Origin of the sequence: Pseudomonas spartinae (genome assembly GCF_965197125.1) — a bacterium.
Taxonomy (GTDB): Bacteria; Pseudomonadota; Gammaproteobacteria; order Pseudomonadales; family Pseudomonadaceae; genus Aquipseudomonas; species Aquipseudomonas composti_A.
Genome location: NZ_CBDAMB010000004.1, coordinates 404,178 through 428,011, shown reverse-complemented (window position 1 = coordinate 428,011; position 23,834 = coordinate 404,178). Strand labels below are relative to the sequence as shown.

Here is a 23,834-nt window from a genome sequence, read left to right as displayed (position 1 = left end):
TCTTCGCTGAACTGGGCATGCTTTGCTTTCCCCACCTTGGCCAGGAACGCCCCATGCCCCTCGAATTTCACCAGATCGACGCGTTCACCGATCAGCCCTTCGCCGGTAATCCGGCCATCGTCTATCGCCTCGAGCATTGGCTCGATGAGGCGCTGATGCAGCGCATCGCCGCCGAGCACAACCTGGCGGAAACTGCATTCGTGGTCAAGGAGGGTGGCGCCTGGCATATCCGCTGGTTCACACCGGTCAGCGAGGTGCCGCTGTGCGGGCACGCTACCCTGGCAGCGGCCAAGGTGCTGTTCGACATCTATCAGGAACCCGCCGAGGTGCTGGATTTCACCTGTTTGTCCGGGGCGCTGCAGGTCACCCGCCAGGGAACGCGCCTGGAGCTGGATTTTCCGCTACGGCGCGCACAAGTGGTCGCGCGGCCACTGCATGAGCAGACCGAGCACGCGCTGGAGCGCCAGGTGGAACAGGTGCTGGCACTGGGCAATGCCGATGGCAGCGTGCAGGAGCTGATGGTGGTGCTGGGCTCCGAGGCTCAGCTGCGCGAGCTGAAGCCGAACCTGCCTGCACTGGCGACCTTGCCGGGGCTCGGCGTGCTGATCACTGCCGCAGCAGAGCAGCATGACTTCGTCTCGCGCTATTTCGCGCCGAGTATCGGCATCGATGAAGACCCGGTCACCGGCTCGACCCACTGCATCCTGGCGCCTTACTGGGCCGAGCGTCTGGGGCGTAGCACGCTCAACGCCTTCCAGTGCTCGGCGCGTGGCGGTGAGCTGCTTTGCCGGTTGGAGGGGGAGCGGGTGAAAATCGCTGGCCACGCGCGGCACATCGCCAGTGGCCAGCTGATGCTCTGATCAGTCGCTGCTGACCCGGCGTACGCCGCCTGACTCGCTCAACTGCAATTGGGCGGCGACGCTGCCCAGGGCTGGGAAGGCCACCAGGTGGTCGGCGGCGATGCGGATGCCCACTTCGTCGCCCGGCTGGTGGTCGGCGTGGCTGGGGAAGATCGATTCCAGCTGGCTGCCGGTGGGCAGCTGCAGGCGATAGAGGGTGGCGGCGCCGAGGAAGGTTTTGCCGACGATGCGCCCCTTCAGCGCGCTGCTCTCGTCCGGCACGATGTCGTCCGGGCGCAATAGCACATCCACCGCGCTGCCCTGTGCCCAGGTATAGGCACGGTTGCCGCGTATCACGCCGAGTTCGGTCTGCACCGTTTCCGGGGTGAGCAACTGGCCGCGGATGAAGTAGCCCTGGCCGATGAAGCTGGCGACGAAGGGCGTCAGCGGCTCGTGATAGAGATTGAACGGCGTGTCCCATTGCTCCAGGCGGCCATCCTTGAATACGCCGACGTGGTCGCTGACCGCGAAGGCTTCTTCCTGATCATGGGTCACCAGAATGGCGCTGGTGCCGCGCATCTTGAGGATCTCGCGCACTTCGTGGCTCAGGCGTCGACGCAGTTCGCCATCGAGATTGGAGAAGGGCTCGTCGAGCAGCAGCAGTTTCGGCGCTGGTGCCAGGGCACGGGCCAGGGCCACGCGTTGCTGTTGGCCGCCGGACAGTTCGTGCGGGTAGCGTTTGGCCAGATGGCCGAGCTTGACCAGCTCCAGCAACTCCTGGGTCACGCGCTCGGCATTGCCCAGTTTGCGAATGCCGAAGGCGACGTTCTGCGCCACGCTCAGGTGGGGGAACAGGGCGTAGTCCTGAAACACCATGCCGATCTGGCGTTTCTCCGGCGCCAGGGTGAAGCCGGCGCGGGAGATGACGTCGCCATCGAGCACGATCTCGCCTTCGAGTACCGGCTCGAAGCCGGCGATGGCGCGTAACGTCGTGGTCTTGCCGCAGCCGGAGGGACCAAGCAGGCAACCGATATCGCCAGCGTTGAGGTGCAGGTCGAGATCCTGCACCACCTTGTGCGCGTGGTAGCCGCAGTTCAGCCCGTTCAGCTGCAGCAGGGGTGGGTTCATGCGTGGTGGTACGCCGGATCGACCAGCATCTCCAGCAGCGCTTTCTGTGCGTGCAGACGGTTTTCGGCCTGACTCCAGGCGACCGAGCGAGGGTCGTCGAGCAGGTCGACACTGATTTCCTCGCCACGGTGGGCCGGCAGGCAGTGCATGAACAGCACGTCCTGGGCGGCTGCATCGAGCAGCTCGCGGGTGACCTGGTAAGGACGGAACAGCGCCATGCGCTGCTCGGCTTCGTCTTCCTGGCCCATGGAGGCCCATACGTCGGTGCTGACCAGATGGGCGCCGGTCATCGCTTCACGCGGGTCACGCAATACCTGCACGCGATCGCCGGCCAGGGCCAGGAAGCGCGCGTCAGGCTCGTAGCCTTCGGGGCAGGCGACTTTCAACTGGAAGTTGAACTGGATCGCCGCCTCGATGTAGGAGTTGCACATGTTGTTGCCGTCACCGATCCAGGCCACCGTCTTGCCGGCGATGTTGCCGCGGTGTTCGAGGAAGGTCTGCATGTCGGCGAGCAGCTGGCATGGATGCAGATCGTCGGACAGGCCGTTGATCACCGGCACCCTGGACTTGGCGGCGAACTCGGTGAGGTTGCTGTGGGCGAAGGTGCGGATCATCACCGCATCGAGCATGCTCGACATGACGATGGCGGCGTCGCCGATCGGCTCGCCTCGGCCCAGCTGGGTATCGCGCGGCGAGAGGAAGATGGCCTGGCCGCCGAGCTGGATCATGCCGGCTTCGAACGACAGACGAGTGCGGGTCGAGGCTTTCTCGAAGATCATGCCCAGTACGCGGTTCTTCAGCGGTTCGAACAGCACGCCGCGATTACGCAGATCCTTCAGCTCGATGCCTCGGCGGATCAGTCCCACCAGTTCGTCCGGTGTGTAATCCATCATCGAGAGAAAGTGTCTGACGCTCATCGTTAACTACCTTTATCACTACAGTTCGCAAGTCTGTGGCCGGTGACAAAACCGACAAAAACAGCAGAGCTTGCGGCAGGAGGCCGCAGGGTGCGACGAAACAGGGGAAGCCGCGATCCTATAAGGAAATGGCGAGACGACGCAAGTTACCGCCTGCGAGTGCGCAGAATCCTGTTTTACAAGCTTTTTTGCCAAAGCTTTGGCGCCAGCGATAGCACAGACTTCAGCGCCTGGATCGGCACCCATGATGCCTGCCGATTCACGGGACGAACGCTGCTGGCGTCGCCCTCGGGCTCGGCCCATAGTTCATGACCTGCGACCTGACCGGTCGTTTCGGATCAGAACAAGAGGCCAGGCCATGACCAAGTCCCTCCATTACCGTGCATGCCATCTGTGCGAAGCCATCTGCGGCCTTGCCATCGAAACCGAAACCCAGCCCGACGGCAGCACGCAGATTAGCTCGATCAAGGGCGATGCTCAGGATAGCTTCAGCCGAGGCCACATTTGCCCCAAGGCCGTGGCGCTGCAGGACATCCAGAACGACCCCGACCGTATCCGCCAGCCCATGCGCCGCATTGGCGAGCAATGGCAGGCCATCGCCTGGGAAGACGCGTTCGAGCTGGTAGCCGAGCGCATGAGCGCGATTCAGGCCGAGCATGGGCAGAATGCCGTGGCCGTCTATCAGGGCAATCCCAGCGTGCACAACTACGGGCTGATGACCCACAGCAACTACTTCCTCGGTCAGCTGAAAACCCGCAATAGGTTCTCCGCTACTTCGGTCGACCAGTTGCCGCACCACCTGACCAGTCACCTGATGTATGGCCACGGCCTGCTGATTCCGATTCCCGATATCGATCACACCGATTTCATGCTGATCCTTGGCGGCAATCCGCTGGCTTCCAACGGCAGCATCATGACGGTGCCGGATGTGGAAAAGCGCCTGAAGGCCATCCAGGCCCGAGGCGGCAAGCTGGTGGTGGTCGATCCGCGTCGCAGTGAGACCGCAGCCATCGCCGACCAGCATCTGTTCGTGCGCCCTGGCAGCGATGCCGCGTTGTTGCTGGCGCTGCTCAATACCCTGTTCGAGGAGGGCCTGACCCGTGACAGCCATCTGCCGGTGGAGGGCCTGGAGCAGGTGCGCGCGGCGATTGCCGGCTTCGATGCCGAAGCCATGAGCGCGCGCTGTGGCGTGCCGGCGCAAGCCATCCGCCAGTTGGCGCGCGACTTCGCGGCGGCGGACAAGGCGGTGTGCTACGGCCGCATGGGCGTTTCCACCCAGGCATTCGGCACCCTGTGCCAGTGGCTGGTGCAACTCATCAACCTGGTGACCGGCAATCTGGATCGCAGTGGCGGTGTGCTCTGCACCACGCCAGCGGTGGATCTGGTGGCGAGCACTTCGGGTGGGCATTTCAATCGCTGGCAGAGCCGGGTATCCGGGCTGCCGGAATACGGTGGTGAACTGCCGGTTTCGGCCCTGGCCGAGGAGATGCTGACCCCCGGCGAAGGGCAGGTTCGCGCCCTGGTCACGGTGGCCGGCAACCCGGTGCTGTCGACACCCAATGGCCGGCAGCTGGAGCAGGCGCTCGATGGTCTCGATTTCATGCTTTCGGTGGATTTCTACATCAACGAGACCACCCGTTACGCCGACCTGATCCTGCCGCCGACCGCGCCGCTGGAGCATGATCACTACGACACTACCTTCAATGTTTTCGCGGTGCGCAATGTCACCCGCTTCAACGAGGCAGTGCTGGCCAAGCCGGACGGCGCCTTGCACGACTGGGAAATCTTCGTCGGTCTGGCCAAGGCGTTCGCGACGCGCAATGGCCTTGAACTGAAGCCGACCCTGGCGCCGGAGCAGATGATCGACATGGGTTTGCGCTTCGGTCCCTACGGTGATCGCAGTGAACGCAAACTCAGCCTGGCCGCGCTGCGCGAGCAGCCGCACGGACTCGACCTGGGGCCGCTGCAGCCAAATCTGGGGGCGCGTCTGAAAACCCCGAGCAAGGCGTTGCAGGCCGCGCCTGAGCTGCTGCTGGCCGATCTGGCGCGTTTCGCCGAGCAGCAACAGCCCGCCGCGCATGAGCTACTGCTGATCGGTCGTCGCCATGTACGCAGCAACAACTCCTGGATGCACAACTATCACCGTCTGGTGAAGGGCAAACCGCGCCACCAATTGCTGATGAATCCGCAGGATCTGGCCAGTCGCGGTCTGGCCGATGGTCAGCGCGTACAGGTCCGTTCGCGGGTTGGCAGTATCGAGGTGGAAGTGGCCGCCAGCGACGAGGTGATGGCGGGTGTGGTCAGTCTGCCCCATGGTTGGGGCCATGCCCGACCGGGGGTGCAGATGGAGATCGCGAGTGCGCAACCAGGTGCCAGTGCCAATGACCTGACCGATGAGCGCCGGCTCGATGCCTTGTCCGGTAATGCGGTGCTCAATGGTGTGCCGGTGGAGGTGGTGGCTGCTTAGCCTGGATGCAATCGGGGGTCGCATCAAGACAATGTGACGACGGCAAGGCCGAGCATTATGCTCGGCTTTTCGCTACAATCGCGCCACCGTGGCGACCGTCGGGTCGCGAAGTCTATGCTGAGGTGCCCCCATGGATATCATCGAAACCATCAAAGAGCAGATCGCCAACAACACCGTTCTGCTGTACATGAAAGGCTCGCCCAATGCGCCGCAGTGTGGCTTCTCTGCCCGCGCTGCCCAGGTTGTGATGGGCTGCGGCGAGAAATTCGCCTACGTCGACATCCTGCAGAATCCGGAAATCCGCGCCAACCTGCCGAAGTACGCCAACTGGCCGACTTTCCCGCAGCTGTGGGTCGGTGGCGAGCTGGTCGGCGGTAGCGACATCCTTACCGAGATGTTCGAGAAGGGCGAGCTGCAGACCCTGATCAAGGACGCTGTAGGCAAAGCCGACGCCTGATCGCTGCGCTTGCAAAGCAAAGAACCCGCCTAGGCGGGTTCTTTCGTTTCTGCCAGATGCTCTCTATTTCTGCAGCCACTGGCCATTGAGCTGGATGAACTGGCCCTTGGGGGTACGCTCGATGGCCTTCTTGCCGGCGATGGCTTCCACGTCGCTCAGGCTGATGCCGTTGTCCTGGGCCACCTTCTGGTATTCGGCGCGACGCGCCTGGTTGATCAGGCGGGCGATTTCATCGGCCTGGCCGCCAGGTTTGACCACGCCGAGGTAGCCATTGGCCTGCTCGCCCAGTTGGCCGCTGGCCTTGGCGTCGCCGAGGGCGCTCATGGCCTGGTTGAGGTTCAGTGCGTAGGCCGGCAGGCTGAGGGTCAGTGCCAGTAGCAGGGTCGAAATGTATCGAATCATCGTCTCTCTCCGTGGAACCTTTTCACGCCGTAACGGCGGGCCTAAAACAGACCACTGTCTTCGTTGAATACGTTGTCCAGCGCCCTGTCCACCTTGATGTAGATCTCGTGCTCGACCTTGACGTTGAGGTTGATGTTGATCGGCTCGTTGGGCATGGCCAGCTGCACCGTCGGGGTACAGGCCTGGCAGAGCAGGCCCAGGCTCATGGCGACGAGGAGGCGGTACGTACGCATGGCGCTACTCCTTTGATTCTTGGGGGACACGCTGACGCATCCGTTGCTGAATCCGTTGCTGGATGATGTCGTTGACCTTGTCGGTCAGTTGCAGGCTGGCCAGCAGGGTCGGAATGTCTTCTTCCAGGTTGATGTTGAAGTGGATAGGCCGGCCCTGTTCGATGGCCGGGTTCTGTCCATGTAGACGCATACCGAGGCGCAGTGTGCCGGACGAATCATAGTCGAGGCTACTGCTGAGCAGGTCGTAGTGAAAATCCTCCAGCGCGTCGGTGACCAGCTTCATGCCCGGGTTGGCCAGGCCCATGGCGCGGATGCGTGGCGAGTGAAAGCGTAGGCGCCCGCCCGGTGCTCGTGCTTCGATCAGCCCCTGCTCGATGCTGATCGCCTCGCCCAGGCGCAGCGGCAGCGTGCCGTCGATCAGGCCATTACCCGCCAGCCCTTCGGCCGGATACACGCGAAACAGTTCTTGCAGATCCAGACCGCGAAGCTTCAGTGGCAGCAGCTGGCTGGGCCGCTCCAGCGCCCAGGTCGCCGGTTCCAGACTCAGGCTGCCACCAAGGATGCCCAGTTCCGCCCGCTGATGGCTGAGGCTGCCAGCCAGGGGGCGTTGCACGCTGGCCTGATAGCTGGCCTGCAGCTGCAAGGGGCCGAGGGCGATGCCCGGGTCGATCTGTTTCGCGCTCAGGCTCGGCAGCTCCAGCGTCAGGCGATCGCCCGCCAGTTGCAGGCGCAGCTCAGCGTCCACACCGCTCAGCGTGCTGCGGTCATAGATGCCTGCCAGACCCTTGCCGGTCAGGTTGGCCCGCAGGTGCAACGGCTGGCCAGTGGGCAGGCTGAGGTTGGCGTCGCCCTGGATGCGGCCGTTGTCCAGGGTCAGCAGCGCTGGCCAGCTGGCCAGGGTTCGTGCCAACGGGTTGCCTGCGCGCAGGAAGAGTTCGTCGAGCCTGGCGTTGAGCGTCAGCGCATTGGCTGTGTGGTCCAGGCCCAAGGTCATGCTCAGCCCCGAATCAGCCAGCAGGGCGCCTTCGAGTGTCTGGCTGGCGCTGTCTGCTGCTACCCGGCCTTGCCATTGCCAACCCTGCGCTTGCAGTTGCGGGTGTTGCAGGCTGTGTATGCGCAGTGCCAGCGGCCCGCTCAGTGTCGCTGAACTTGGAGCGCCAGCCAGTTCGAGAGCGCCGAGTGTCAGTCGAGTCTGCTGCAGCTGCAGATCGCCGCTGCGCAGCTGCTGGATAGTCAGGTGAGCGTCTTCGGCCAGGTTGAATTGCAGTTGTTGCGTGGTCGCGCTGCCGCTCAGGTCCAGTTTCAGCTGCAGATCATCGGCCCGGCTGCCTGCCAGATCCACGCGCTTGCTGCGGGCGTCGAGTTGCAACTGGCGTACGTTCAGCGACCAATCGGGGGCTTGTCGCAGGCCAAGCTCGGCGTTCGCCTGCAGCTCGAGTGCGCCCAGGCCGGTGAGCTTGAGTTGTACGGCCAGTTCGTTGTCGTGGCTGCTCTGCACTGGCGTCAGCCGCATCTGCAGATGGCTGGGTTGCAAGCCGCTCGGCAGCGTGGCCAGCCAGGCGGCGTCCTGCATGTCGAGTTGCAGGTTGCCGTGCAGCTTGCGTGCTTGCCAGGTGCCGCTGGCGTTGAGCAGGTCGAGCTGCAGTTCGCCGCTGAGCAGGCCCGCGCCGGGCAGCGGCCAGGGCTGCGGCAGCTGGGCGTCGACCCGCAGCCATCCAGGCGCGGCGAGCAACTCGCCGAACTCGCGGGTGGTCTGCGGCAGCTGCAGTTGCCACTGGGCAATGATCCCGGCCTGCTGCGGCGTCGTGGGCAGGTTGGTGGCGTCGAGTGGGGTCCATTCGCTCAGCCAGGTACCGACCCAGGCAATCTCCTGCAAAGGTGCGAGCAGCAGGTTGCCGGCCCATTGCAGTGCGTCGCCCTCGGCGCGTAGATCGCTGCGCAGCTCCATTTGCTGCTGATCGTCGAGGTGCAGGCTCATCTGTAGGTGGCGCGTGCGGTCTGGTGCTCTGCCCAGGCCCTGCCAGCGGGCATCTAGCTGTGCGCTGTGAGTCTCACGCTCAAGCTGCAGATGCAACTGCAAGGCATCGTCCAGATGCTGCAGGCTGAGGTTGCCGGCAAGCGTGCACAGGCCGCTGTGGCAGGGCAGCCGCGCCTGGGTGTCGCGTAGGTCGATCTGTCGCGGCAGCCATGGCAGGGTGTCGAGCACTGACTGGAAGAGGGCGTCGAGGTCGCTCTCGGTTGATGGCTGCGTCGCGGTCGATGCGGGTTGCCAGTCGATTTGCAGACCCTGGACAGCAAGGCGATAGCGTGGCGTCTCGCTGGCCAGCCAATCGAGTTGCAGCTGGCTGGCCTGCGCGTGCAACTCACCGCCCTGGCGCTGCGTCAGGCGCAAATCGTGCAGCTGCACACCGCGCCAGGACAGGCTCAGTCGCTGCCAGTCCAGTTCGATGTGTTGCTCCTTGAGCAGTTGCTGCACGCGGTAGCTGGCATAGCCGATCAGTAGCGACAGCAGCGCCAGAGTCGCCACGCAGATGCTCAGCCAGAAACGCCGGCGGCTCATGAATTCTCCTTGTCAGATGCCGTGAAGGGACGGTACCCCATGCTCGGGTAGGTGCCAAGCGGCTATCCGTGCTATTGTGTGTTTGCAGCTTTTATTATTTTATTTGTTCTAAACACGCGTAGGGGAACACGATGAGTGCAGTCACTCGCAGCCAGCCTGACGCCGATGCGGTACTGGCCAAGGCCTTGCTCAGTACCCGTGAACAGCTGGGGCTGACCCAGCAGGAGCTGGCCGATATCGTCGGTGTGCATCGCAGCGCCATCAGTCGCTGGGGTGAGCAGGGCGGTTTGCGACCGCAGAGCAAGACCGGTGAACTGGCCCTGCTGCTGATTCGCGCCTACCGCGCCCTGTTCGCCCTGTTCGGCGGCAACCAGCAGGACATGCGCCACTTTCTGCGCACCGAGAATCGCCATCTGGCCGGCGTGCCGCTGCAGCAGATGAGTCAGGTGCAGGGACTGGTGCGCGTCGTCGAGTATCTGGACGCCATTCGCGGCAAAGTCTGAGAGCCTGCTCAAAGCCTGCTGCGCGTCGGCCCTGCTGCGTTAAAAACAGACTCGGTGGGCCGTTTGCGGCCAACGCACGTTAGTGCGGCCCCGAAGGGGCGAGCGCAGCGAGTCATGCGAATGTACAAAAGTACAGTCGTCCGCGATTCCGACCGTTCCTCGCCTATTTTTGCCTTGCACGGCTCTAGCTCGCGATGCTTTGAGCAGGCTCTACGCTAATTGGAGGTATCGCCATGGACATCTGGCAACTATGCGACGGCGAGCGGCAGGTGCGACCGTTGCGCGGCAAACTGCTGCGCATGGTGGAAAGCCAGGCGCAGGTCGCGACCCTGCAACTGGTGGATAACCTCGCCGAGCAGGCGCTGCTCGAGGAGTTGCTCGAGAGCAGCAAGCCGCCACTGCCCGAAGCCAGCGAGCCTCTGCACTATCTGCTGAAGACGCCGTTTCGTTATCCACCGTTGCGCTGGGGGTCGCGCTTCGGCAACGTTTATGAGCCCAGCCTGTTCTACGCCGCACAGCGCCTGGAAACGGCGATGGCCGAGGCCGCCTATTACCGCTTCGTACTGTGGAACGGCATGGCTACGCCGCCGCCCAGTGGTCGCATCCTTTCCGAGCATTCCACCTTCGAGGCGCGTTATCGCGTCGAACGCGGTATCCAGCTTCACAAGCCGCCTTTCGATCAGCATGGCTCCCTGCTGGCTCATCCCAGCGATTACAGAGCGTCCCAGCGTCTCGGCACGGCGATGCGTGCAGCGGGTATCCAGGCCTTCGAGTACCGCTCGGCACGTTGCCCGGAGGGGGGCAGCAATGTCGCTCTCTACGTGCCCGCTGCCTTCGCGGAGAAGCGACCGCGCAATCTGACGGCCTGGTTGTGCGAAACCACGGCTGACTACGTGGCGTTCAAGCACGCGCAGACGCCCGATCAGCCACGACTGTTTCACTGGGAGCAGTTCCTGGTGCAGGGGCAGCTGCCGCGCCCCGCGTGAGCGCGGCGCTGGCCGTGCAGATGCCCCGAAACAGAGCGCTGCGCGGATATGCCGCAGAGAGTTGTGCACAAAGCTGGAGCGGGCTGTCACATCACTGTCAGAATCGCCGCTAAACGTTTGATTTTTCGTGGTTGTTTTTTAAGTCAATGAAAAATATGCATTTTTTTCATTGGTGAAAAAATCGTCAGTTTGACTGAGAGCCCCATAGCATAGGGTCTGTAAGGCATTTCTCCCAAGTTGTGCACGGAGTTATCCACAGCTTCTGTGGATTGTGAGGGAACTCTTTTCTGGTGTCGAAATCGTTCCGGCAGTCGGGGCTTTACCTTCAGAAAAAAAGGAGTAGAGTGGCGCGCCCCGGCACTCACCCCCCTGTTTTTTTATGCCTCGCGCTTTACCGTCTTCATCCTCCGCTGCCCGTCCAAGCTCTTCTCGTCTGCCCATGCGCGTTGCGCTTTGGCTGCTCGACAGTCCGCGTCTGGGACAAACGCCCAGCGTCAAGCGTATCGCTGGCAACCTGCTCAAGCAGCCGGCGCGCAAAGGCTGTGTACAAGCGCAAAGTCGGCTGGGCCAACTGCTCTGTCGCGATTGCGGCAATACCCGCGACCGCCGCATCGGCTTTGAACTGTTGCGTCAGGCGGCGCGAGCAGGTGACCGTGGTGCCCAGCTGGAACTGGAGCGTCTGTCGCGCTGACTGCGTGCTGGCCCTGTGTAAATCGCCGGCTGGGTATACTGCTCGGCGGCCAAACATGGAGCCTCTATGCCAATCGATCCCCTTTCTCTCGCCATTGGTGCTGTCGTCGCGCTGGTTCCGCTGTTGGCAGGCCTCTGGTCCTTGCAGCGCCGGCTGACTCGCGAGCAGGGCGAGCAGGCGCTGCTGCAGGAGCGCCTGGAGCATGCGCAGCTCAGCCAGACCGGGCTACTGGCGCAACTCGATGATTGCCGCGCCGAGCTGGCAGAAGTCAGCGAGATCAAGGTAGAGCAGCAGACCGAGCTGGCCGGGCTGCGCCGTGAGAACGAGTTGCTGCAGCAGGAGCGGCAGATCGCTCGTGAAGCCGCGCAGTCGTGGAATCAGCAGCGCGAGCGCAACGAGGCAGAGCTGCGCCGGCTCAGCGCCGAATGTGCAGCGCTGGCCGCCGAGCTGCAGGAGAACCGCGACAACCAGCAACAGCGCCTGGATGACCTGCAGGGCGCACGCAACGAACTGCGCGCGCAGTTCTCCGAGCTGGCGACGAAGATCTTCGATGAGCGCGAGCAGCGTTTTGCCGAGAACAGTCAGCAGCGCCTCGGCCAGCTGCTCGATCCACTCAAGGAACGCATCCAGGCATTCGAGAAACGCGTCGACGAGAGTTATCAGCAAGAAGCGCGCGAGCGTTTTTCCCTGAGCAAGGAGCTGGAGCGTCTGCAGCAGCTCAATCAGCGTCTGGGCGATGAGGCGACCAACCTGACTCGCGCGCTGAAAGGGCAGAAGACCCAGGGCAACTGGGGTGAGCTGGTGCTGGAGCGGGTGCTAGAGCATGCCGGTCTGGAGAAGGGCCGCGAGTACCAGACCCAGGTGAGCCTCAAGGGCGCCGGCGGTGAGCGTTTCCAGCCTGACGTGCTGATTCGCCTGCCGGGCGACAGGCAGGTGATCGTCGACGCCAAGGTCAGCCTCAGCGCCTATCAGCAATATGTCGCGGCGGTCGACGAGCCGATTCGCCAGCAGGCGCTCAAGCAGCACCTGCTTTCTGTACGCAGTCACCTCAAGGGGCTCTCCGGTAAGGACTACCAGCGCCTGGAAGGGCTGCACAGCCTGGATTTCGTTCTGCTCTTCGTTCCCATCGAAGCGGCTTTCGCTGCGGCATTGCAGGCCGAGCCGGATCTGTTTCAGGAAGCCTTCGAGCAACAGGTGGTGATCGTCAGCCCGACCACCTTGCTGGCCACGCTGCGAGTGATCGACAGCCTCTGGCGCCAGGAGCGCCAGGGCCAGAACGCCCGTGAGATCGCCGAACGTGCGGGGCAGCTATATGACAAGTTCGTCGCCTTCGTTGCCGATCTGGACGAGATGGGCAGTCGCTTGCAGCAGCTGGACAAGGCCTACGCCAGTGCTCGCAACAAGCTGGTCGACGGTCGCGGCAACCTGGTCGGCCGTGTGGAAAACCTCAAGCTGCTGGGGGCTCGTGCCAGCAAGAGCCTGCCGTCGGAGCTGCTGGAGCGTTCAGCCGACCTGCCGGCACTGGACGAACTGGGCGAGTGAGAGCGCCCTTGGCCCGCTATCGCAGCGGCGCTTGCTGGGGTTTCCTCATTGACGAGTCGGCCTGCTCCAGCCTGTTCACATAGTCACGCAGCCAGCCGGCCAGGGCGCTGGGCTCGGCCAGCAATTGCCAATGGCCGGCATGAACTTTGCGGCGGCTCAGCAGTGGCGCCCAGTGCTGCAGGTCCTCGAACAGCTGTGGGCGCACGAAGCGGTCGTTCAGTGGCACGATCAGTTGCACCGGTACGCGGGTGCTGCGTGAGCGAGGTCTGAGCAGGCTGCGGATGAAGTTGGCGCGATACAGCTGCACGCCGCGCATGCCGTCTGCGCGCTGCGTAGGGCTCGGCGGCAGATGACGTATGCCTTCGAGTCGACGCAGCAGCCAGGGCCAGGCGCGATCCAGCCCCAGGCGCCAGCACAATTCCGGCAGCAGTGGGATATGGAAGAAGGCGATGTACCAGGAACTGAGCACCTGCCTCAGCGCCTGCAACAGTGCATCAGGACGACGCAAACTCAGGCGCTCGCGCAGCCAGTGGCCGACATGGTCGAGGCAGGGGCCGGAGAGGCTGGTGTAGGACGCCAGCAGCGGCTGGATGCGCGCTTCTGTCACCGCTTCCCAGCTCTGGATCGAGCCCCAGTCATGGGCGACCAGGTGCACCCGGCGACCTGCGCTGGTGGCGTGGATGACCGCTTCAAGATCGCCTGCCAAGCGCTCCAGTCGATAGTCATGCAGGCGCTTCGGTACCTGCGACGCGCCGCAGCCACGCACGTCGTAGGCGACGATGCGGTAGTCGGCAGCCAGTTCATGGATCAGCGGCAGCCAGATCTCGTGGCTGTCCGGATAACCGTGTACCAGCAGCAGAGTCGGCGCGTCGGCCTTGTCCCAGATGTAGGTGCACAGACGCAGGCCTTGGCTGTTCACGTCCAACTGTCGTGGTGGCCGTTCGTGGCGTTGCAGTGGCGCGTTCATCGAAGGACGCCGGGGTGATGGGCGGGCGAGAACATGGCAGGCTCCGGAATATGACAATTACATTGTTTGATGTCATCGTCATTGTTGAGCGCCATGTTGCCTTTGCCTAGCCATGCGCACTGGCCCTAAGGCCTGCGTTACTTCGTTACCTGAACTGCCCGGGCCGCTCTGTTAAGAGGCTTGGCGGTGGGCTTGGGCGGTTGCTTGTCGGAGTGCGGTCGTGCAAGTCCAGCCCTTGGTTGGGGCCAGCGCTGCGGTTGGCGGGGGCTCCGCTCGGGACTATGATCGGCGCATGACTGACGTTTCCCTGTTCTTCCAGCGCCTGCTCGGCAGCGCTGCCCCGATGGCTGCGGCGGTTGCCGCCGAATATACGGTCGACGAACTGGCACGGGCGGCGCAGACCACCGTGCGTAACGTGCGCGCCTATCAGGACCGCGGCTTGCTGTCGCCGCCGGAGCGCCGCGGGCGTGTCGGCATATACAGCGGCGAGCATCTGGCGCGTCTGCAGCTGATCGGCCAACTGCTGGAGCGCGGCTACAGCATCGCCAGCATCCGCGAACTGTTCGACGCCTGGGCCCAGGGCCGTGATCTCGCCCACGTGCTGGGGCTCGACCAGGCCATCCGCGGCCCCGGTGAGCCCGAGCAACCCGGGCGCCTGGAGTTCGCCGAGCTGCAGGCGATCTTCGCTGACGATCTGGATGACGCGATGATCGAACGAGCCATGGCCATGGGCCTGCTGCAGTTCGCCGGTGACCATCTCTGCGTGCCCAGCCCGCGCTTGTTCGCTGCGGGTGTCGAGTTGTACCGCGCCGGCATCTCATTGCCGGCGCTACTCGATGAGCTGGAGTCGATTCGTCGGCACGTCGAGCAGGTATCCACCGGTATCGTGCAGATGATCGTCGGCCATCTGGTCAATCCGCTGCTGCAGAGTTCGCTGCCTCGCGTCGATCAGCTGGAAGGGCTCAGCGCCCAACTGCTGCAACTGCGGCCGCTGGTCGAGCAGGTGGTCGAGGCGGAGCTGGCGCGCGGCCTGCCGGTGGCGGCCAACCGCGAACTGAGCGAGCGGGTGCATCAACTGCTGCAGGGGTTCCTGCAGCGCGGTTGATGCCCGTCGGGTGCCAGTACTCCTTAGCCGCGCAGCACCAGATGGCGGCTCAGCAGAGCGCGCAGGGCGGCTGGCTTGACCGGCTTGGGCAGGTAGTCGAGGCCGGCGGCATGCACTTCGGTGATCAGCTCGGGACGGCCGTCGGCGCTGATCACCACACCGGGTACCGGCTCGCCCATGCGGGTGCGTAGCCAGGCCATGAGTTCGGTGCCGGTTTCGCCCTCGTCGAGGTGATAGTCGACCAGCGCCAGTTGCGGATGCACGTTCTCGCTGAGCAGGTGTTCGCATTCCAGGCGATTGCGCGCCGTCCATACCTGGCAGCCCCAGCGTGACAGCAGGCTGTGCATGCCGGTGAGAATGCTGTCCTCGTTGTCGATACAGATCACCTGGGTGCCCTGCAGCGGTTGGCCATCTACGGTCGGCGCGCTGGTGCTCTGCGGTTTCGTCGCCGGTCTTCTCGCCAGTGGCACGCTGACGCTGAACACGCTGCCCTTGCCCGGCCAGGAGCGCACCTCCAGGCGGTGGCTGAGCACGCGGCACAGCCCGTCGGCAATCGCCAGGCCCAAGCCCAGGCCTTTCTCGGCGCGCGTCTGGTGGCTGTCGAGGCGCTTGAATTCTTCGAAGATCACCTTGCGCTTATCCTCGGGGATGCCCATGCCGCGATCCCACACCTCCAGGCGCAACTGCTCGCCCTCGCGCCGTACACCCAGCACCACGCGGCCCTTGGCGTAGCGGAAGGCATTGGTCAGGAAGTTCTGCAAGACCCGGCGCAGCAGCTTGATGTCGCTGTCGATCCACTGCCGGCTGCCACGTACGCGCAGGTCGATGCCCTGCTCGGCAGCCAGTACGCCGAACTCGGCGGCGAGGGTGTCGAACAGGTTGGCCAGGGCGAAAGGATGGCGGTCCGGGGTGATCCGGCCGTTTTCCAGGCGCGAGATGTCCAGCAGGTCGGTGATCAGGTCCTCGGCCGAACGCAGCGAACTGTCCAGGTGACGGACCAGCTCCTGGGCCTCGCCGGGCAGGGCGTCGTCCTGGTGGGACAGCGCTGCGGAGAACAGACGAGCGGCGTTGAGCGGTTGCATCAGGTCATGGCTGACTGCGGCGAGAAAGCGCGTTTTCGACTGGTTGGCGGCTTCGGCGTGGGACTTGGCCTCGGTCAGCGCCTGGTTCAGCTTCGACAGTTCATGGGTCCGTTCGGCAACCCGCTGTTCGAGGCTTTCGTTGGCGTCCTTGAGGGCGCGCTCGGCTTCGCGGAACTCGGTGATGTCGGTGAAACTCATGACGAAACCACCGCCCGGCATCGGGTTGCCGATCAGCTCGATCACCCGGCCGTTGGGGAATACCCGCTCATAGCTGTGCGCGGTGCCCTGGCGCATCCAGTACAGGCGCTTGGCGACGTTCTCTTCCAGGTCGCCGCCGCCGAGCATGCCGCGCTCGGCATTGAAGCGGATGATCTCGGCAATCGGCCGGCCGACGTAGATCAAGCCTTCGGGGTACTCGAACAGCTCCAGATAACGGTGGTTCCAGGCCACCAGGCGCAGGTTCTGGTCGACCACGCTGATGCCCTGGGTGATGTTCTCGATCGCGCCCTGCAGCAGGGCCCGGTTGAACTGCAGCACCTCACTGGCTTCGTCGACGATGCGCACCACGTCTTCGACCTGCATCTCGCGGCCTTCGATGGCGGCCTTGACTACCGCACGGGTCGAGGAGGCGCCCAGCACACCGGCGAGCAGGCGTTCGGTGTGGGCGATCCACTCGCTGTTCGCCGGCTGGTTGGGGTCGAAGTCCTTGCCTTTGCCCTGGTGCAGGGCAAAACGGGTGAAGCTCTGACGGGCGCGTTCTTCGCCGACGAAGCGGCTGGAGAGCATCAGCAGGTCCGCCACCTGGACGGCCAACAGGCTGCGGTTGCTCGGTTTGGTACCCAGGTCATGGCCGATGAAGCGCCCGGCCTGCCAATGTTCGGAGACGCGTGTGCGCGAGAACCAGGAAACCCAGGCGAACAACAGCATGTTGCCGGCCAGCGAAAGCACCACGCCGCGTGTCAGCGGGTCGACCTGCAGGCCGATGGGGGCGTGGAGCAGGGCCGTGAGCCCGGGGAAGCTTTCCAGCGACCATCCCATGCCACGTGCCGCCAGCGGTAGCACCAGGGTGTAGAACCAGAGCAAGGCGCCGAAGATCAGGCCGGCGAACACGCCACGGCGGTTGGCCTGCTTCCACACCAGTGCACCGAACATGGCCGGTGCCAGCTGGCCGATGGCGGCGAACGAGACCTGGCCGATGGTCGCCAGGCTGGTTCCCTCGCCGAGCAGGCGATAGCAGACGTAGGCCAGCAGCAGGATCAGCACGATGCTGACCCGCCGGGCGGTGAGCATCCATTGGCGGAAGGCCTCGAACGGCCGTTCGGTACTTTGCCGGCGTAACAGCCAGGGCAGCAGCATGTCGTTGGAGATCATGGTCGACAGCGCCACCGAGGCGACGATCACCATGCCGGTGGCGGCCGATGCACCGCCGATGAAGGCCAGCACCGCCAGACCCGGGTGGGCTTCGGCCAGGGGCAGGCTGATGACGAAGGAGTCCGGTGTCACGCCGGCCGGCAGCAGCATCTGCCCGGCGAGGGCGATGGGGACGACGAACAGCACGGCCAGCACCAGATAAGCCGGGAATACCCAGCGCGCCAGGCGCAGGTCCTTGGGTTCGATGTTCTCCACCACGGTGACATGGAACTGCCGCGGCAGGCAGACGATAGCGATCATCGCCATGCCGGTCTGCACCAGCATCGCTGGCCAGTTCACCGCCTCGTTCCAGAAGTCGTCCAGCTCGGCGGTGTTGTGCGCCTGCTCCAGCAGGTCGTTGAAACCGTTGTACAGGCCGAAGGTGACGAAGGCGCCCACGGCCAGGAACGCCAACAGCTTGACCAGCGATTCGAAGGCAATCGCCAGCACCATGCCGCGGTGGTGCTCGGTGACGTCGAGGTTGCGGGTGCCGAACAAGATGGTGAACAGCGCCAGTGCCAGCGACACGATCAGTGCCGTGTCCTGGGCGCTGGTGCCGGTGTCCAGCGCGTGCTCGCCGATCAACAGATTGACCCCGAGCACGATGCCCTTGAGCTGCAGGGCGATGTAGGGCAGCACGCCGACCAGGCAGATCAGCGCCACGACGATGGCCAGCGACTGCGACTTGCCATAGCGCGCGGCGATGAAGTCGGCGATGGAGGTGATGTTCTCCTGTTTGCTGATCATCACCATCTTCTGCAGCACCCAGGGCATGGTCAGCAGCAGAATGATCGGGCCCAGGTAGATCGGCAGGAACGACCAGAGTTGTTCGGCGGCCTGGCCGACGGCGCCGAAGAAGGTCCAGCTGGTGCAGTAAACAGCCAGCGACAGCGAGTACACCCAGGCGCGGATCTTCGGCGGCATGGGCGCGCTACGGCGGTCGCCATAGAAGGCGATGGAGAAAAGAACGGCCATGTAGATGAGGGCGACCGCGGCGATCAACCCAGGGGACAGCGACATGCAGACTCCGAAACGCACAGTGGGACGAACTGAGCCTGGCCGCCGAGGCGAGGCCGATGCTGATCAGTGTTGCACAAAGCCAGGCGCTGTCGGCTGCGACCAAGGTCGCAGGGCGGTTCGCGTGCTTTGCGACGACGCTCGATTGTGCCGCAGCGCTGGGGCTGATAGCGTGCTCTGTTTGCGACTCTGTCCGAGGAAGGACCCTATGTTCAAGCCGCAACTGGTGACGTTGCAACGGGGCGCCCTGCGCCTGGAACCGCTGTCCGATGCCGACATACCGGCGCTGGTGGCGCTGGCCGAAAGCAATCGTGAGGAGCTGCTGTACATGAGCGGCACCCAGCGACTGGACTGGTACCGCAGCGCCCTGGCCGATCTGCGTGAGCTGCGCGCGTTGCCGTTCGTCATTCGCCTGGGTGACGAACTGGTCGGCACCACGCGCTTCGCTGAGTTCATGAACAACCTGCCGGCCTGCGAGATCGGCTGGACCTGGCTCGATCGCAGCCAGCATGGCACCGGCCTGAATACCACCATCAAGTACCTGATGCTCAAGCATGCTTTCGACAACTGGGGCATGGTGCGCGTGCAGTTGAAGACCGCCGGCAGCAACCTGCGCTCGCAACGCGCCATCGAGAAGCTTGGCGCGGTCCGTGAAGGGCTGCTGCGCAACCATCGCCGGCTGGCCGATGGCCGCCTCGACGATACCGTGCTGTACAGCATCACTGACCAGGAATGGCCGGCCTTGCGCGAGGCGATGGAGGCAGGCTTCGGCGCTTGAGCAGCATGCAGACTCGTGAGCAGACCCGCTTCTGGCAAGCCTCCGCATTGAGTGGGGTCGAGCTGTTGCAGGCGCACTACCTCGAGCAGCGTTTCGCGCCGCACGTGCATGAAGGCTTCGTGTTTACCGTGATCGAGCATGGTGCCCAGCGTTTTCATCATCGCGGCAGCGATCACCTGGCGCCGCAGGGCAGCATGGTGCTGATCAACCCGGACGAAGTGCACACCGGCTCCAAGGCGCACGAAGACGGGTGGCGTTATCGCGGTTTCTATCCCGACAACGCCCAGGTACTGGGCGCGCTGCAGGAGCTGGACCTGGCCAGGGCCGGGATGCCGTCGTTTTCCTTCAGCGTGTTGCACGACCCGCGCTTGCACGCGGCCTTTCTGCAACTGCATCAGTTGCTCGAGCATGGCGCCGAGGCATTGCAGCAGCAATTGGCCTGGCGTGAAGCGATTCTATTGCTGTTCCAGCACCATGCGCGGCTTGCCGAGCCTCGAGCAGCCGGGCGTGAGCCCTGGGCGGTGTCCTGTGCCAAGCAGATGCTGGCCGAGCGGCTGGTCGAACCGCCCTCGCTGGAGGAGTTGGCCGCCGCGGTCAATCTTTCGCCCTTCCACTTCGCCCGCGTCTTTCGCCGTGCAACGGGCCTGCCGCCACATGCCTGGCTCAAGCAGCGCCGTCTGGAGCAGGCGCGGGCGCTACTCAAGAGTGGCTGCGCGGCGGTTGCCGTGGCGATGCAATTGGGCTTTGCCGATCAGAGCCATCTGTCGCGCCAGTTCAAGCAAGCCTATGGTGTGAGCCCCGGCGAGTACCGCAGCGCGGTGGCCCGGAGCTGACCGCAGGAATAAAAAGATTCTTCGCATTTTCGCGGGGAGGATACGTTGACACCGGACTGGCAATTACGTGTTAGCTGTCGATGACTTGGCACTCTCCATTAGCGCGCGGCCTGGTCTGATGGGTTTCGCCCCTTACGGGCGACTTACTTTCTTTGCTTGTGCAAAGAAAGTAAGCAAAGAAACACACCCCTGCATACGAGCTAGGCGCCCCCGCCCTGCTGCGCCGGGGTTCCCTCCTTCCATCACCGCTCCAGGGGTACGCTGCGAAGGGCCATCCCTGGCCCATCGCAGCTCTCGCGACATCCATGTCGCTCAACCCCTTCCACGGTGATTCCACTCGGCCTCCTGAAGGGGACTTGGGCGTCGTCTGTGAAATCGCGCGTCAAGAGCAAAAGCCAAACGCTACCGACTTTGATCTTCCGGAGATGTCGCAAGCTTGCGACCGGCCCCCGGAGCAGCACCGGAACGAGGAAACGCAGCGAAGCGGAGTAACAGCCGAAAGGCTGGCCCGCAGGGTGAGCGAAGCGAATCAAGTTTCGCGTAGCGAAACCCGGATGTCGGGGTGCCCTTCTTTGGCACACCTTTCTTGGGCAAGCAAAGAAACGCAGCGAAGCGCAGTAACAGCCGCAGGCTGGCCCGAAGGGTGAGCGTAGCGAATCAAGGTGTGGCGCCCGTAAGGGGCGCAACCCAAACGTTCAGCGCACGCGGTAACGGATATTGCTAAGCCCGTGAGCAATACGCACACAAACTTGCCAGTCCGGTATCAACTCGCACATTCCCCAAACTATGCGAAGAGCCAAAAAAAAGCCGGCACTCCTTGCGGGGTGCCGGCTTTTCAACCTGCGGCGTCGATCAGAACTCGTGATCGGCAGTGTCAGGGTTCAGGTCGCTGATGCCCAGCTTGCCGGCAGCCTGCTCGATGGCACCGGTCTGCTTGACCAAGGCGGCGATGGCATCGCGCACCAGTTGCTGGCCTTCGGCGTTGTCGGCCGCGATCAGTTGGTCGAAGTGCACGTTGTTCTTCTCGGCGCTGTCGACCAGGGCCTGCAGCTTGGCTTCGGTGTCCTGCAGGTCGGCCTTGAGCGTCGTGTCGGCCTGAGCATCGGCCTTGGCCACCAGCTCGGACAGGCTCGGACCGGTCAGGGTGGTGCCGTCGACCTTCTTGTACTCGCCCAGGTAGACGTTGCGAATGCCCTTGCCGTTGTAGAAGTGCGAGTTATGGGTGTTGTCGCTGAAGCAGTCGTGCTCGTCTTCGGTGGAGTTGGCTTCCAGCGCGACCTTCATGCGTTCGCCAGCCAGTTCGCCGAGCGACAGGCTGCCCATGCCGAACAGCATCTTGCGCAGGCCGTTCTCGCCCGAGTCGGCGACCAGCTCGCTGCGGTAGTTGCCTTCAACGCCGTCTTTCCACTGCTCGACCATGTCGTTCAGGTCGCTGACCAGCAGGTCGGTGGCTGCCTTGAGGAAGGCACGGCGGCGCTCGTTGTGGCCGCCGGTGGCGCTTTCACCTACCACGTAATCGGTGTAGGGACGCTCGCCGGCGCCTGGGTTGGTGCCGTTGAGGTCCTGGCCCCAGAGCAGGAATTCGATGGCGTGGTAGCCGGTAGCCACGTTGGCTTCGGAGCCGCCCAGCTCATTCAGGCTGGCCAGCAGCTCGCCATTGATCTCGGTGACGTCGATCTTGTCTTCGCCGACCTGGATCTCGGTGTTGGCGATGATGTTGGCCTGCGCGCCCGGGTTGCCCAGCGCATGCTGGTAGTCGTCGGCGACGTAGTCGATCAGGCCTTCGTCCAGCGGCCAGGCATTGAGCTGACCTTCCCACTCGTCGACCACCGGGTTGCCGAAACGGAACACTTCGCTCTGCATGTACGGCACGCGGGCGGCCAGCCAGGCTTCGCGCGCGGCCTTCAGGGTCGCCTCGCTGGGATCGGCAAGCAGGGCATCGACAGCGCTTTGCAGGGCTTTGCCGGTGCTGGCGGCGTCGCTGAACACGGCCAGGGCCAGGTCGGCGTAATGGTTGACCACGGCCTTGGCCGCCGCCTCGTCGACCTTGCCTGCAGCTGGGGCCGCGTTCTCGGTGGTGGCAGCAGGGGTGGCTGCCTGGGTGGCAGGGGCTTTGTCTTCGCCACAGCCAGCGAGGGAAATGGCGATGGCCAGCAGGCTGGCGGAGGCCAGGGGCATACGAATCATGGCGGGGTCCTTTGCGTGTCGAAATGTGGACGGTACTCAGAGGTACCTGAAAAACTGCAACATAATGCAAATGTTTCGCATTATGTGTAAAGGCCATTATTCGTTGCTGTGCGGGATATCGCTGCCGAGGCGCCGCGCTGCCGTTAGAATGCCAGTACCTGAATCGCAGTTCTGCATGGAGAAAACTGCATGAGCCTGACCGCCGTGATCGTCATCGTTGTCCTCGTTCTGCTCGGCGCCTATGCGGTGTCGCTGTACAACGGTCTGGTGCGCCTCAAGCATGGCGTGAGCAAGGCCTGGTCGAACATCGATGTGCTGCTCAAGCAGCGGCATGACGAGCTGCCCAAGCTGGTAGAGACCTGCAAGCAGTACATGCAGTACGAAGGCTCGACCCTGGAGCGGGTGATTGCCGCGCGCAGCGCCGTTGCCAGCGCGCGTGAGCAGCAGGATGTCAGTGCCCTGGGCAAGGCCGAGAGCGGCCTGCGCGCGGGCCTCGGTCAACTGTTCGCACTGGCCGAGAACTACCCCGAGCTGAAGGCCAACGACAGCTTCCAGCACCTGCAGCAACGCATCAGCGGCCTGGAAAACGGTATTGCCGACCGCCGCGAGCTTTACAACGAAGCGGTCAATCTGAATAACGTGCGTATCGAGCAGTTCCCCGACGTACTCATCGCGCGCATGTTCAACTTCCAGGCGGCCGATCTGCTGGTGTTCAGTGAGGCGGAAAAAGCCGACGTCGATCTGAAGTCGCTGTTCAACTGAGCGCCTGCCGATGTTGCAGGTCGACCCTTTCGGCTTCTTCTTCACGCTCACCCTGACCCTTGGCGCCTGCCTGGCTGGCGCCTGGTGGTGCCTGCGGCGCTGGTCGCAGGCGCGTCATCTGCTCGACACGCCGACCTCGAAGATTCGCTCGGCGGCGCAGGGTTACGTCGAGCTCTATGGTGTGCTCGAAGAGCTGCCGGACATGCAACTGCGTGGACCTCTGACCGGTAAACCCTGCCTGTGGTGGCGCTTTCGCATCGAGGAGTACCGTTCCAGTGGCAAGAAGCGCAGCTGGCGGGTCGTCGAGAGTGGCGCCAGCGACGCCTGGCTGCGCTTGGTCGATGGTACCGGCGAATGCTTGATAGACCCTCGTGGTGCCGAGATTCGTGCTGCGGTGCGCGAAGTCTGGGAGGGCAATCTGCGGCATCCGTTGGGCCCGGCCAAGACCGGGTTGTTTGGCTTTCTCAGCAGCGGCCAGCGTTATCGCTACAGCGAGGAGCGCTTCCATAGCGGCCAGCCGTTGTATGCCATCGGTGATTTTTGCACACGAGGTGCGGCGCAGCAGGGGTTCGACAGGCATGCCGCGCAAGGCGAGGTGATCCGCGAATGGAAGGGCGATTACGCCGGTCTTTTGCGACGTTTCGACAGTGACGGCAACGGCGAACTCGACGAGCAGGAGTGGAATCGCGTGCGACTTGCGGCGCAGCTGGAGGCCGAGGACAGGCATCGGCAAAAGGCATCCGAGCCGGCGCGGCATCATATGGCCAAACCCGGCGAACGCCAGCCGTTCATTCTTTCCAACAGCGGAGAGGACGAGCTGGCCCGCAGCTTCTATTGGCAAGCCGCCGGGGGCGCTGTGCTGTGCCTGGCCGGGGCACTGGCCACTGCCTGGTTATTGGGCGTGCAGAACTGGTGAGCCGGTTATTGCGCTCAAACGAAAACGCCGCGACAGATCGCGGCGTTTTCCT

At 63.8% G+C, this 23,834-nt stretch carries 20 protein-coding genes; 12 read left to right on the top strand and 8 right to left on the bottom strand.

Annotated elements, in window-relative coordinates; translation table 11 throughout:
* The first annotated feature begins 53 nt into the window (after positions 1-53).
* Entirely contained in the window at positions 54-860 is an 807-nt protein-coding gene (locus tag ACN8M7_RS12730) for a PhzF family phenazine biosynthesis protein (RefSeq protein WP_490261006.1), read from the top strand.
* Here the strand turns inward: ACN8M7_RS12730 and ACN8M7_RS12725 are convergent, their stop codons facing one another.
* Together ACN8M7_RS12725 and argF are read right to left on the bottom strand one after the other, a co-directional pair.
* A complete protein-coding gene (locus ACN8M7_RS12725) occupies positions 861-1,967 on the bottom strand; it encodes an ABC transporter ATP-binding protein (protein WP_490261005.1) in 1,107 nt (368 codons plus the stop codon).
* The gene (argF, locus tag ACN8M7_RS12720; protein WP_061241253.1) at positions 1,964-2,884 is read right to left on the bottom strand and encodes an ornithine carbamoyltransferase; all 921 of its coding nucleotides are present in this window, start codon (positions 2,882-2,884) and stop codon (positions 1,964-1,966) included. Before argF ends, ACN8M7_RS12725 begins: the two co-directional genes overlap by 4 nt.
* Before the next feature lie 358 nt (positions 2,885-3,242).
* Between argF and ACN8M7_RS12715 the strand changes: the two genes are divergently transcribed.
* Together ACN8M7_RS12715 and grxD are read left to right on the top strand one after the other, a co-directional pair.
* Complete coding sequence (locus ACN8M7_RS12715) at positions 3,243-5,351, top strand: molybdopterin oxidoreductase family protein (protein WP_490261004.1); 2,109 nt, start codon at positions 3,243-3,245, stop codon at positions 5,349-5,351.
* Positions 5,352-5,481: 130 nt separating this feature from the next.
* Positions 5,482-5,808, top strand: a complete 327-nt coding sequence (gene grxD, locus ACN8M7_RS12710; RefSeq protein ID WP_037049304.1) for a Grx4 family monothiol glutaredoxin — start codon at positions 5,482-5,484, stop codon at positions 5,806-5,808.
* Positions 5,809-5,871: 63 nt separating this feature from the next.
* Here the strand turns inward: grxD and ACN8M7_RS12705 are convergent, their stop codons facing one another.
* Genes ACN8M7_RS12705 through ACN8M7_RS12695 form a run of 3 tightly spaced genes read right to left on the bottom strand, consistent with a single transcriptional unit; the run spans position 5,872 to position 9,003 of the window.
* A complete protein-coding gene (locus tag ACN8M7_RS12705; protein ID WP_061241257.1) occupies positions 5,872-6,210 on the bottom strand; it encodes a YdbL family probable chaperone protein in 339 nt (112 codons plus the stop codon).
* Between the two features lie 41 nt (positions 6,211-6,251).
* Positions 6,252-6,443 carry a YnbE family lipoprotein gene (locus tag ACN8M7_RS12700; RefSeq protein ID WP_490261003.1) on the bottom strand — a complete coding sequence of 64 codons (192 nt, stop codon included), beginning with the start codon at positions 6,441-6,443 and terminating at the stop codon, positions 6,252-6,254.
* A gap of 4 nt (positions 6,444-6,447) precedes the next feature.
* Positions 6,448-9,003 (bottom strand): intermembrane phospholipid transport YdbH family protein, encoded by a 2,556-nt coding sequence (locus ACN8M7_RS12695; protein WP_490261002.1) that lies wholly within the window; start codon positions 9,001-9,003, stop codon positions 6,448-6,450.
* A gap of 131 nt (positions 9,004-9,134) precedes the next feature.
* Here ACN8M7_RS12695 and ACN8M7_RS12690 point away from each other — a divergent pair, with 131 nt between their 5' ends.
* The 4 genes from ACN8M7_RS12690 (at position 9,135) to ACN8M7_RS12675 (ending at position 12,725) form a co-directional block, all read left to right on the top strand.
* A complete protein-coding gene (locus ACN8M7_RS12690) occupies positions 9,135-9,506 on the top strand; it encodes an XRE family transcriptional regulator (protein ID WP_061241263.1) in 372 nt (123 codons plus the stop codon).
* A gap of 233 nt (positions 9,507-9,739) precedes the next feature.
* Complete coding sequence (locus tag ACN8M7_RS12685; protein WP_490261001.1) at positions 9,740-10,492, top strand: RES family NAD+ phosphorylase; 753 nt, start codon at positions 9,740-9,742, stop codon at positions 10,490-10,492.
* Between the two features lie 439 nt (positions 10,493-10,931).
* On the top strand, positions 10,932-11,183 hold the full coding sequence (locus ACN8M7_RS12680; protein ID WP_061241267.1) for an SEL1-like repeat protein: 252 nt from the start codon (positions 10,932-10,934) through the stop codon (positions 11,181-11,183).
* 180 nt (positions 11,184-11,363) lie between these two features.
* The gene (locus ACN8M7_RS12675; protein ID WP_197432212.1) at positions 11,364-12,725 is read left to right on the top strand and encodes a DNA recombination protein RmuC; all 1,362 of its coding nucleotides are present in this window, start codon (positions 11,364-11,366) and stop codon (positions 12,723-12,725) included.
* Positions 12,726-12,741: 16 nt separating this feature from the next.
* On the opposite strand, the gene ACN8M7_RS12670 is transcribed toward ACN8M7_RS12675, so the two are convergent.
* Positions 12,742-13,692: an alpha/beta fold hydrolase gene (locus ACN8M7_RS12670; protein WP_490261000.1), complete on the bottom strand. Its 951-nt coding sequence runs from the start codon at positions 13,690-13,692 to the stop codon at positions 12,742-12,744.
* A gap of 292 nt (positions 13,693-13,984) precedes the next feature.
* On the opposite strand from ACN8M7_RS12670, the gene ACN8M7_RS12665 reads away from it, so the two are divergent.
* Positions 13,985-14,797 carry a MerR family transcriptional regulator gene (locus tag ACN8M7_RS12665; RefSeq protein ID WP_490260999.1) on the top strand — a complete coding sequence of 271 codons (813 nt, stop codon included), beginning with the start codon at positions 13,985-13,987 and terminating at the stop codon, positions 14,795-14,797.
* A 23-nt stretch (positions 14,798-14,820) separates the two neighbouring features.
* Here ACN8M7_RS12665 and ACN8M7_RS12660 read toward each other — a convergent pair whose 3' ends face one another.
* Positions 14,821-18,309 (bottom strand): hybrid sensor histidine kinase/response regulator, encoded by a 3,489-nt coding sequence (locus tag ACN8M7_RS12660; protein ID WP_061241275.1) that lies wholly within the window; start codon positions 18,307-18,309, stop codon positions 14,821-14,823.
* A gap of 205 nt (positions 18,310-18,514) precedes the next feature.
* Here ACN8M7_RS12660 and ACN8M7_RS12655 point away from each other — a divergent pair, with 205 nt between their 5' ends.
* Together ACN8M7_RS12655 and ACN8M7_RS12650 are read left to right on the top strand one after the other, a co-directional pair.
* Positions 18,515-19,084: a GNAT family N-acetyltransferase gene (locus ACN8M7_RS12655; RefSeq protein ID WP_490260998.1), complete on the top strand. Its 570-nt coding sequence runs from the start codon at positions 18,515-18,517 to the stop codon at positions 19,082-19,084.
* A gap of 5 nt (positions 19,085-19,089) precedes the next feature.
* Positions 19,090-19,917, top strand: a complete 828-nt coding sequence (locus ACN8M7_RS12650) for a helix-turn-helix transcriptional regulator (RefSeq protein ID WP_490261023.1) — start codon at positions 19,090-19,092, stop codon at positions 19,915-19,917.
* Positions 19,918-20,769: 852 nt separating this feature from the next.
* On the opposite strand, the gene ACN8M7_RS12645 is transcribed toward ACN8M7_RS12650, so the two are convergent.
* Positions 20,770-22,104, bottom strand: a complete 1,335-nt coding sequence (locus ACN8M7_RS12645; protein ID WP_490260997.1) for an imelysin family protein — start codon at positions 22,102-22,104, stop codon at positions 20,770-20,772.
* Between the two features lie 189 nt (positions 22,105-22,293).
* Between ACN8M7_RS12645 and ACN8M7_RS12640 the strand changes: the two genes are divergently transcribed.
* Together ACN8M7_RS12640 and ACN8M7_RS12635 are read left to right on the top strand one after the other, a co-directional pair.
* On the top strand, positions 22,294-22,866 hold the full coding sequence (locus ACN8M7_RS12640) for a LemA family protein (RefSeq protein ID WP_490260996.1): 573 nt from the start codon (positions 22,294-22,296) through the stop codon (positions 22,864-22,866).
* 10 nt (positions 22,867-22,876) lie between these two features.
* Positions 22,877-23,782, top strand: coding sequence for a GIDE domain-containing protein (locus ACN8M7_RS12635; RefSeq protein WP_490260995.1), 906 nt, complete (start codon positions 22,877-22,879; stop codon positions 23,780-23,782).
* Positions 23,783-23,834 lie beyond the last annotated feature (52 nt).

Excerpts from the sequence above, each read along its gene's own strand:
- ACN8M7_RS12645 (WP_490260997.1), bottom strand. The coding sequence starts at position 22,104 with ATGATTCGTATGCCCCTGGCCTCCGCCAGCCTGCTGGCCATCGCCATT.
- ACN8M7_RS12650 (WP_490261023.1), top strand. The coding sequence starts at position 19,090 with ATGCAGACTCGTGAGCAGACCCGCTTCTGGCAAGCCTCCGCATTGAGT.
- ACN8M7_RS12670 (WP_490261000.1), bottom strand. The coding sequence starts at position 13,692 with ATGAACGCGCCACTGCAACGCCACGAACGGCCACCACGACAGTTGGAC.
- ACN8M7_RS12690 (WP_061241263.1), top strand. The coding sequence starts at position 9,135 with ATGAGTGCAGTCACTCGCAGCCAGCCTGACGCCGATGCGGTACTGGCC.
- ACN8M7_RS12685 (WP_490261001.1), top strand. The coding sequence starts at position 9,740 with ATGGACATCTGGCAACTATGCGACGGCGAGCGGCAGGTGCGACCGTTG.
- ACN8M7_RS12660 (WP_061241275.1), bottom strand. The coding sequence starts at position 18,309 with ATGTCGCTGTCCCCTGGGTTGATCGCCGCGGTCGCCCTCATCTACATG.
- ACN8M7_RS12695 (WP_490261002.1), bottom strand. The coding sequence starts at position 9,003 with ATGAGCCGCCGGCGTTTCTGGCTGAGCATCTGCGTGGCGACTCTGGCG.
- ACN8M7_RS12665 (WP_490260999.1), top strand. The coding sequence starts at position 13,985 with ATGACTGACGTTTCCCTGTTCTTCCAGCGCCTGCTCGGCAGCGCTGCC.
- ACN8M7_RS12700 (WP_490261003.1), bottom strand. The coding sequence starts at position 6,443 with ATGCGTACGTACCGCCTCCTCGTCGCCATGAGCCTGGGCCTGCTCTGC.
- grxD (WP_037049304.1), top strand. The coding sequence starts at position 5,482 with ATGGATATCATCGAAACCATCAAAGAGCAGATCGCCAACAACACCGTT.
- ACN8M7_RS12640 (WP_490260996.1), top strand. The coding sequence starts at position 22,294 with ATGAGCCTGACCGCCGTGATCGTCATCGTTGTCCTCGTTCTGCTCGGC.
- ACN8M7_RS12655 (WP_490260998.1), top strand. The coding sequence starts at position 18,515 with ATGTTCAAGCCGCAACTGGTGACGTTGCAACGGGGCGCCCTGCGCCTG.
- ACN8M7_RS12730 (WP_490261006.1), top strand. The coding sequence starts at position 54 with ATGCCCCTCGAATTTCACCAGATCGACGCGTTCACCGATCAGCCCTTC.
- ACN8M7_RS12680 (WP_061241267.1), top strand. The coding sequence starts at position 10,932 with ATGCGCGTTGCGCTTTGGCTGCTCGACAGTCCGCGTCTGGGACAAACG.
- ACN8M7_RS12705 (WP_061241257.1), bottom strand. The coding sequence starts at position 6,210 with ATGATTCGATACATTTCGACCCTGCTACTGGCACTGACCCTCAGCCTG.
- ACN8M7_RS12715 (WP_490261004.1), top strand. The coding sequence starts at position 3,243 with ATGACCAAGTCCCTCCATTACCGTGCATGCCATCTGTGCGAAGCCATC.
- ACN8M7_RS12635 (WP_490260995.1), top strand. The coding sequence starts at position 22,877 with ATGTTGCAGGTCGACCCTTTCGGCTTCTTCTTCACGCTCACCCTGACC.
- argF (WP_061241253.1), bottom strand. The coding sequence starts at position 2,884 with ATGAGCGTCAGACACTTTCTCTCGATGATGGATTACACACCGGACGAA.
- ACN8M7_RS12725 (WP_490261005.1), bottom strand. The coding sequence starts at position 1,967 with ATGAACCCACCCCTGCTGCAGCTGAACGGGCTGAACTGCGGCTACCAC.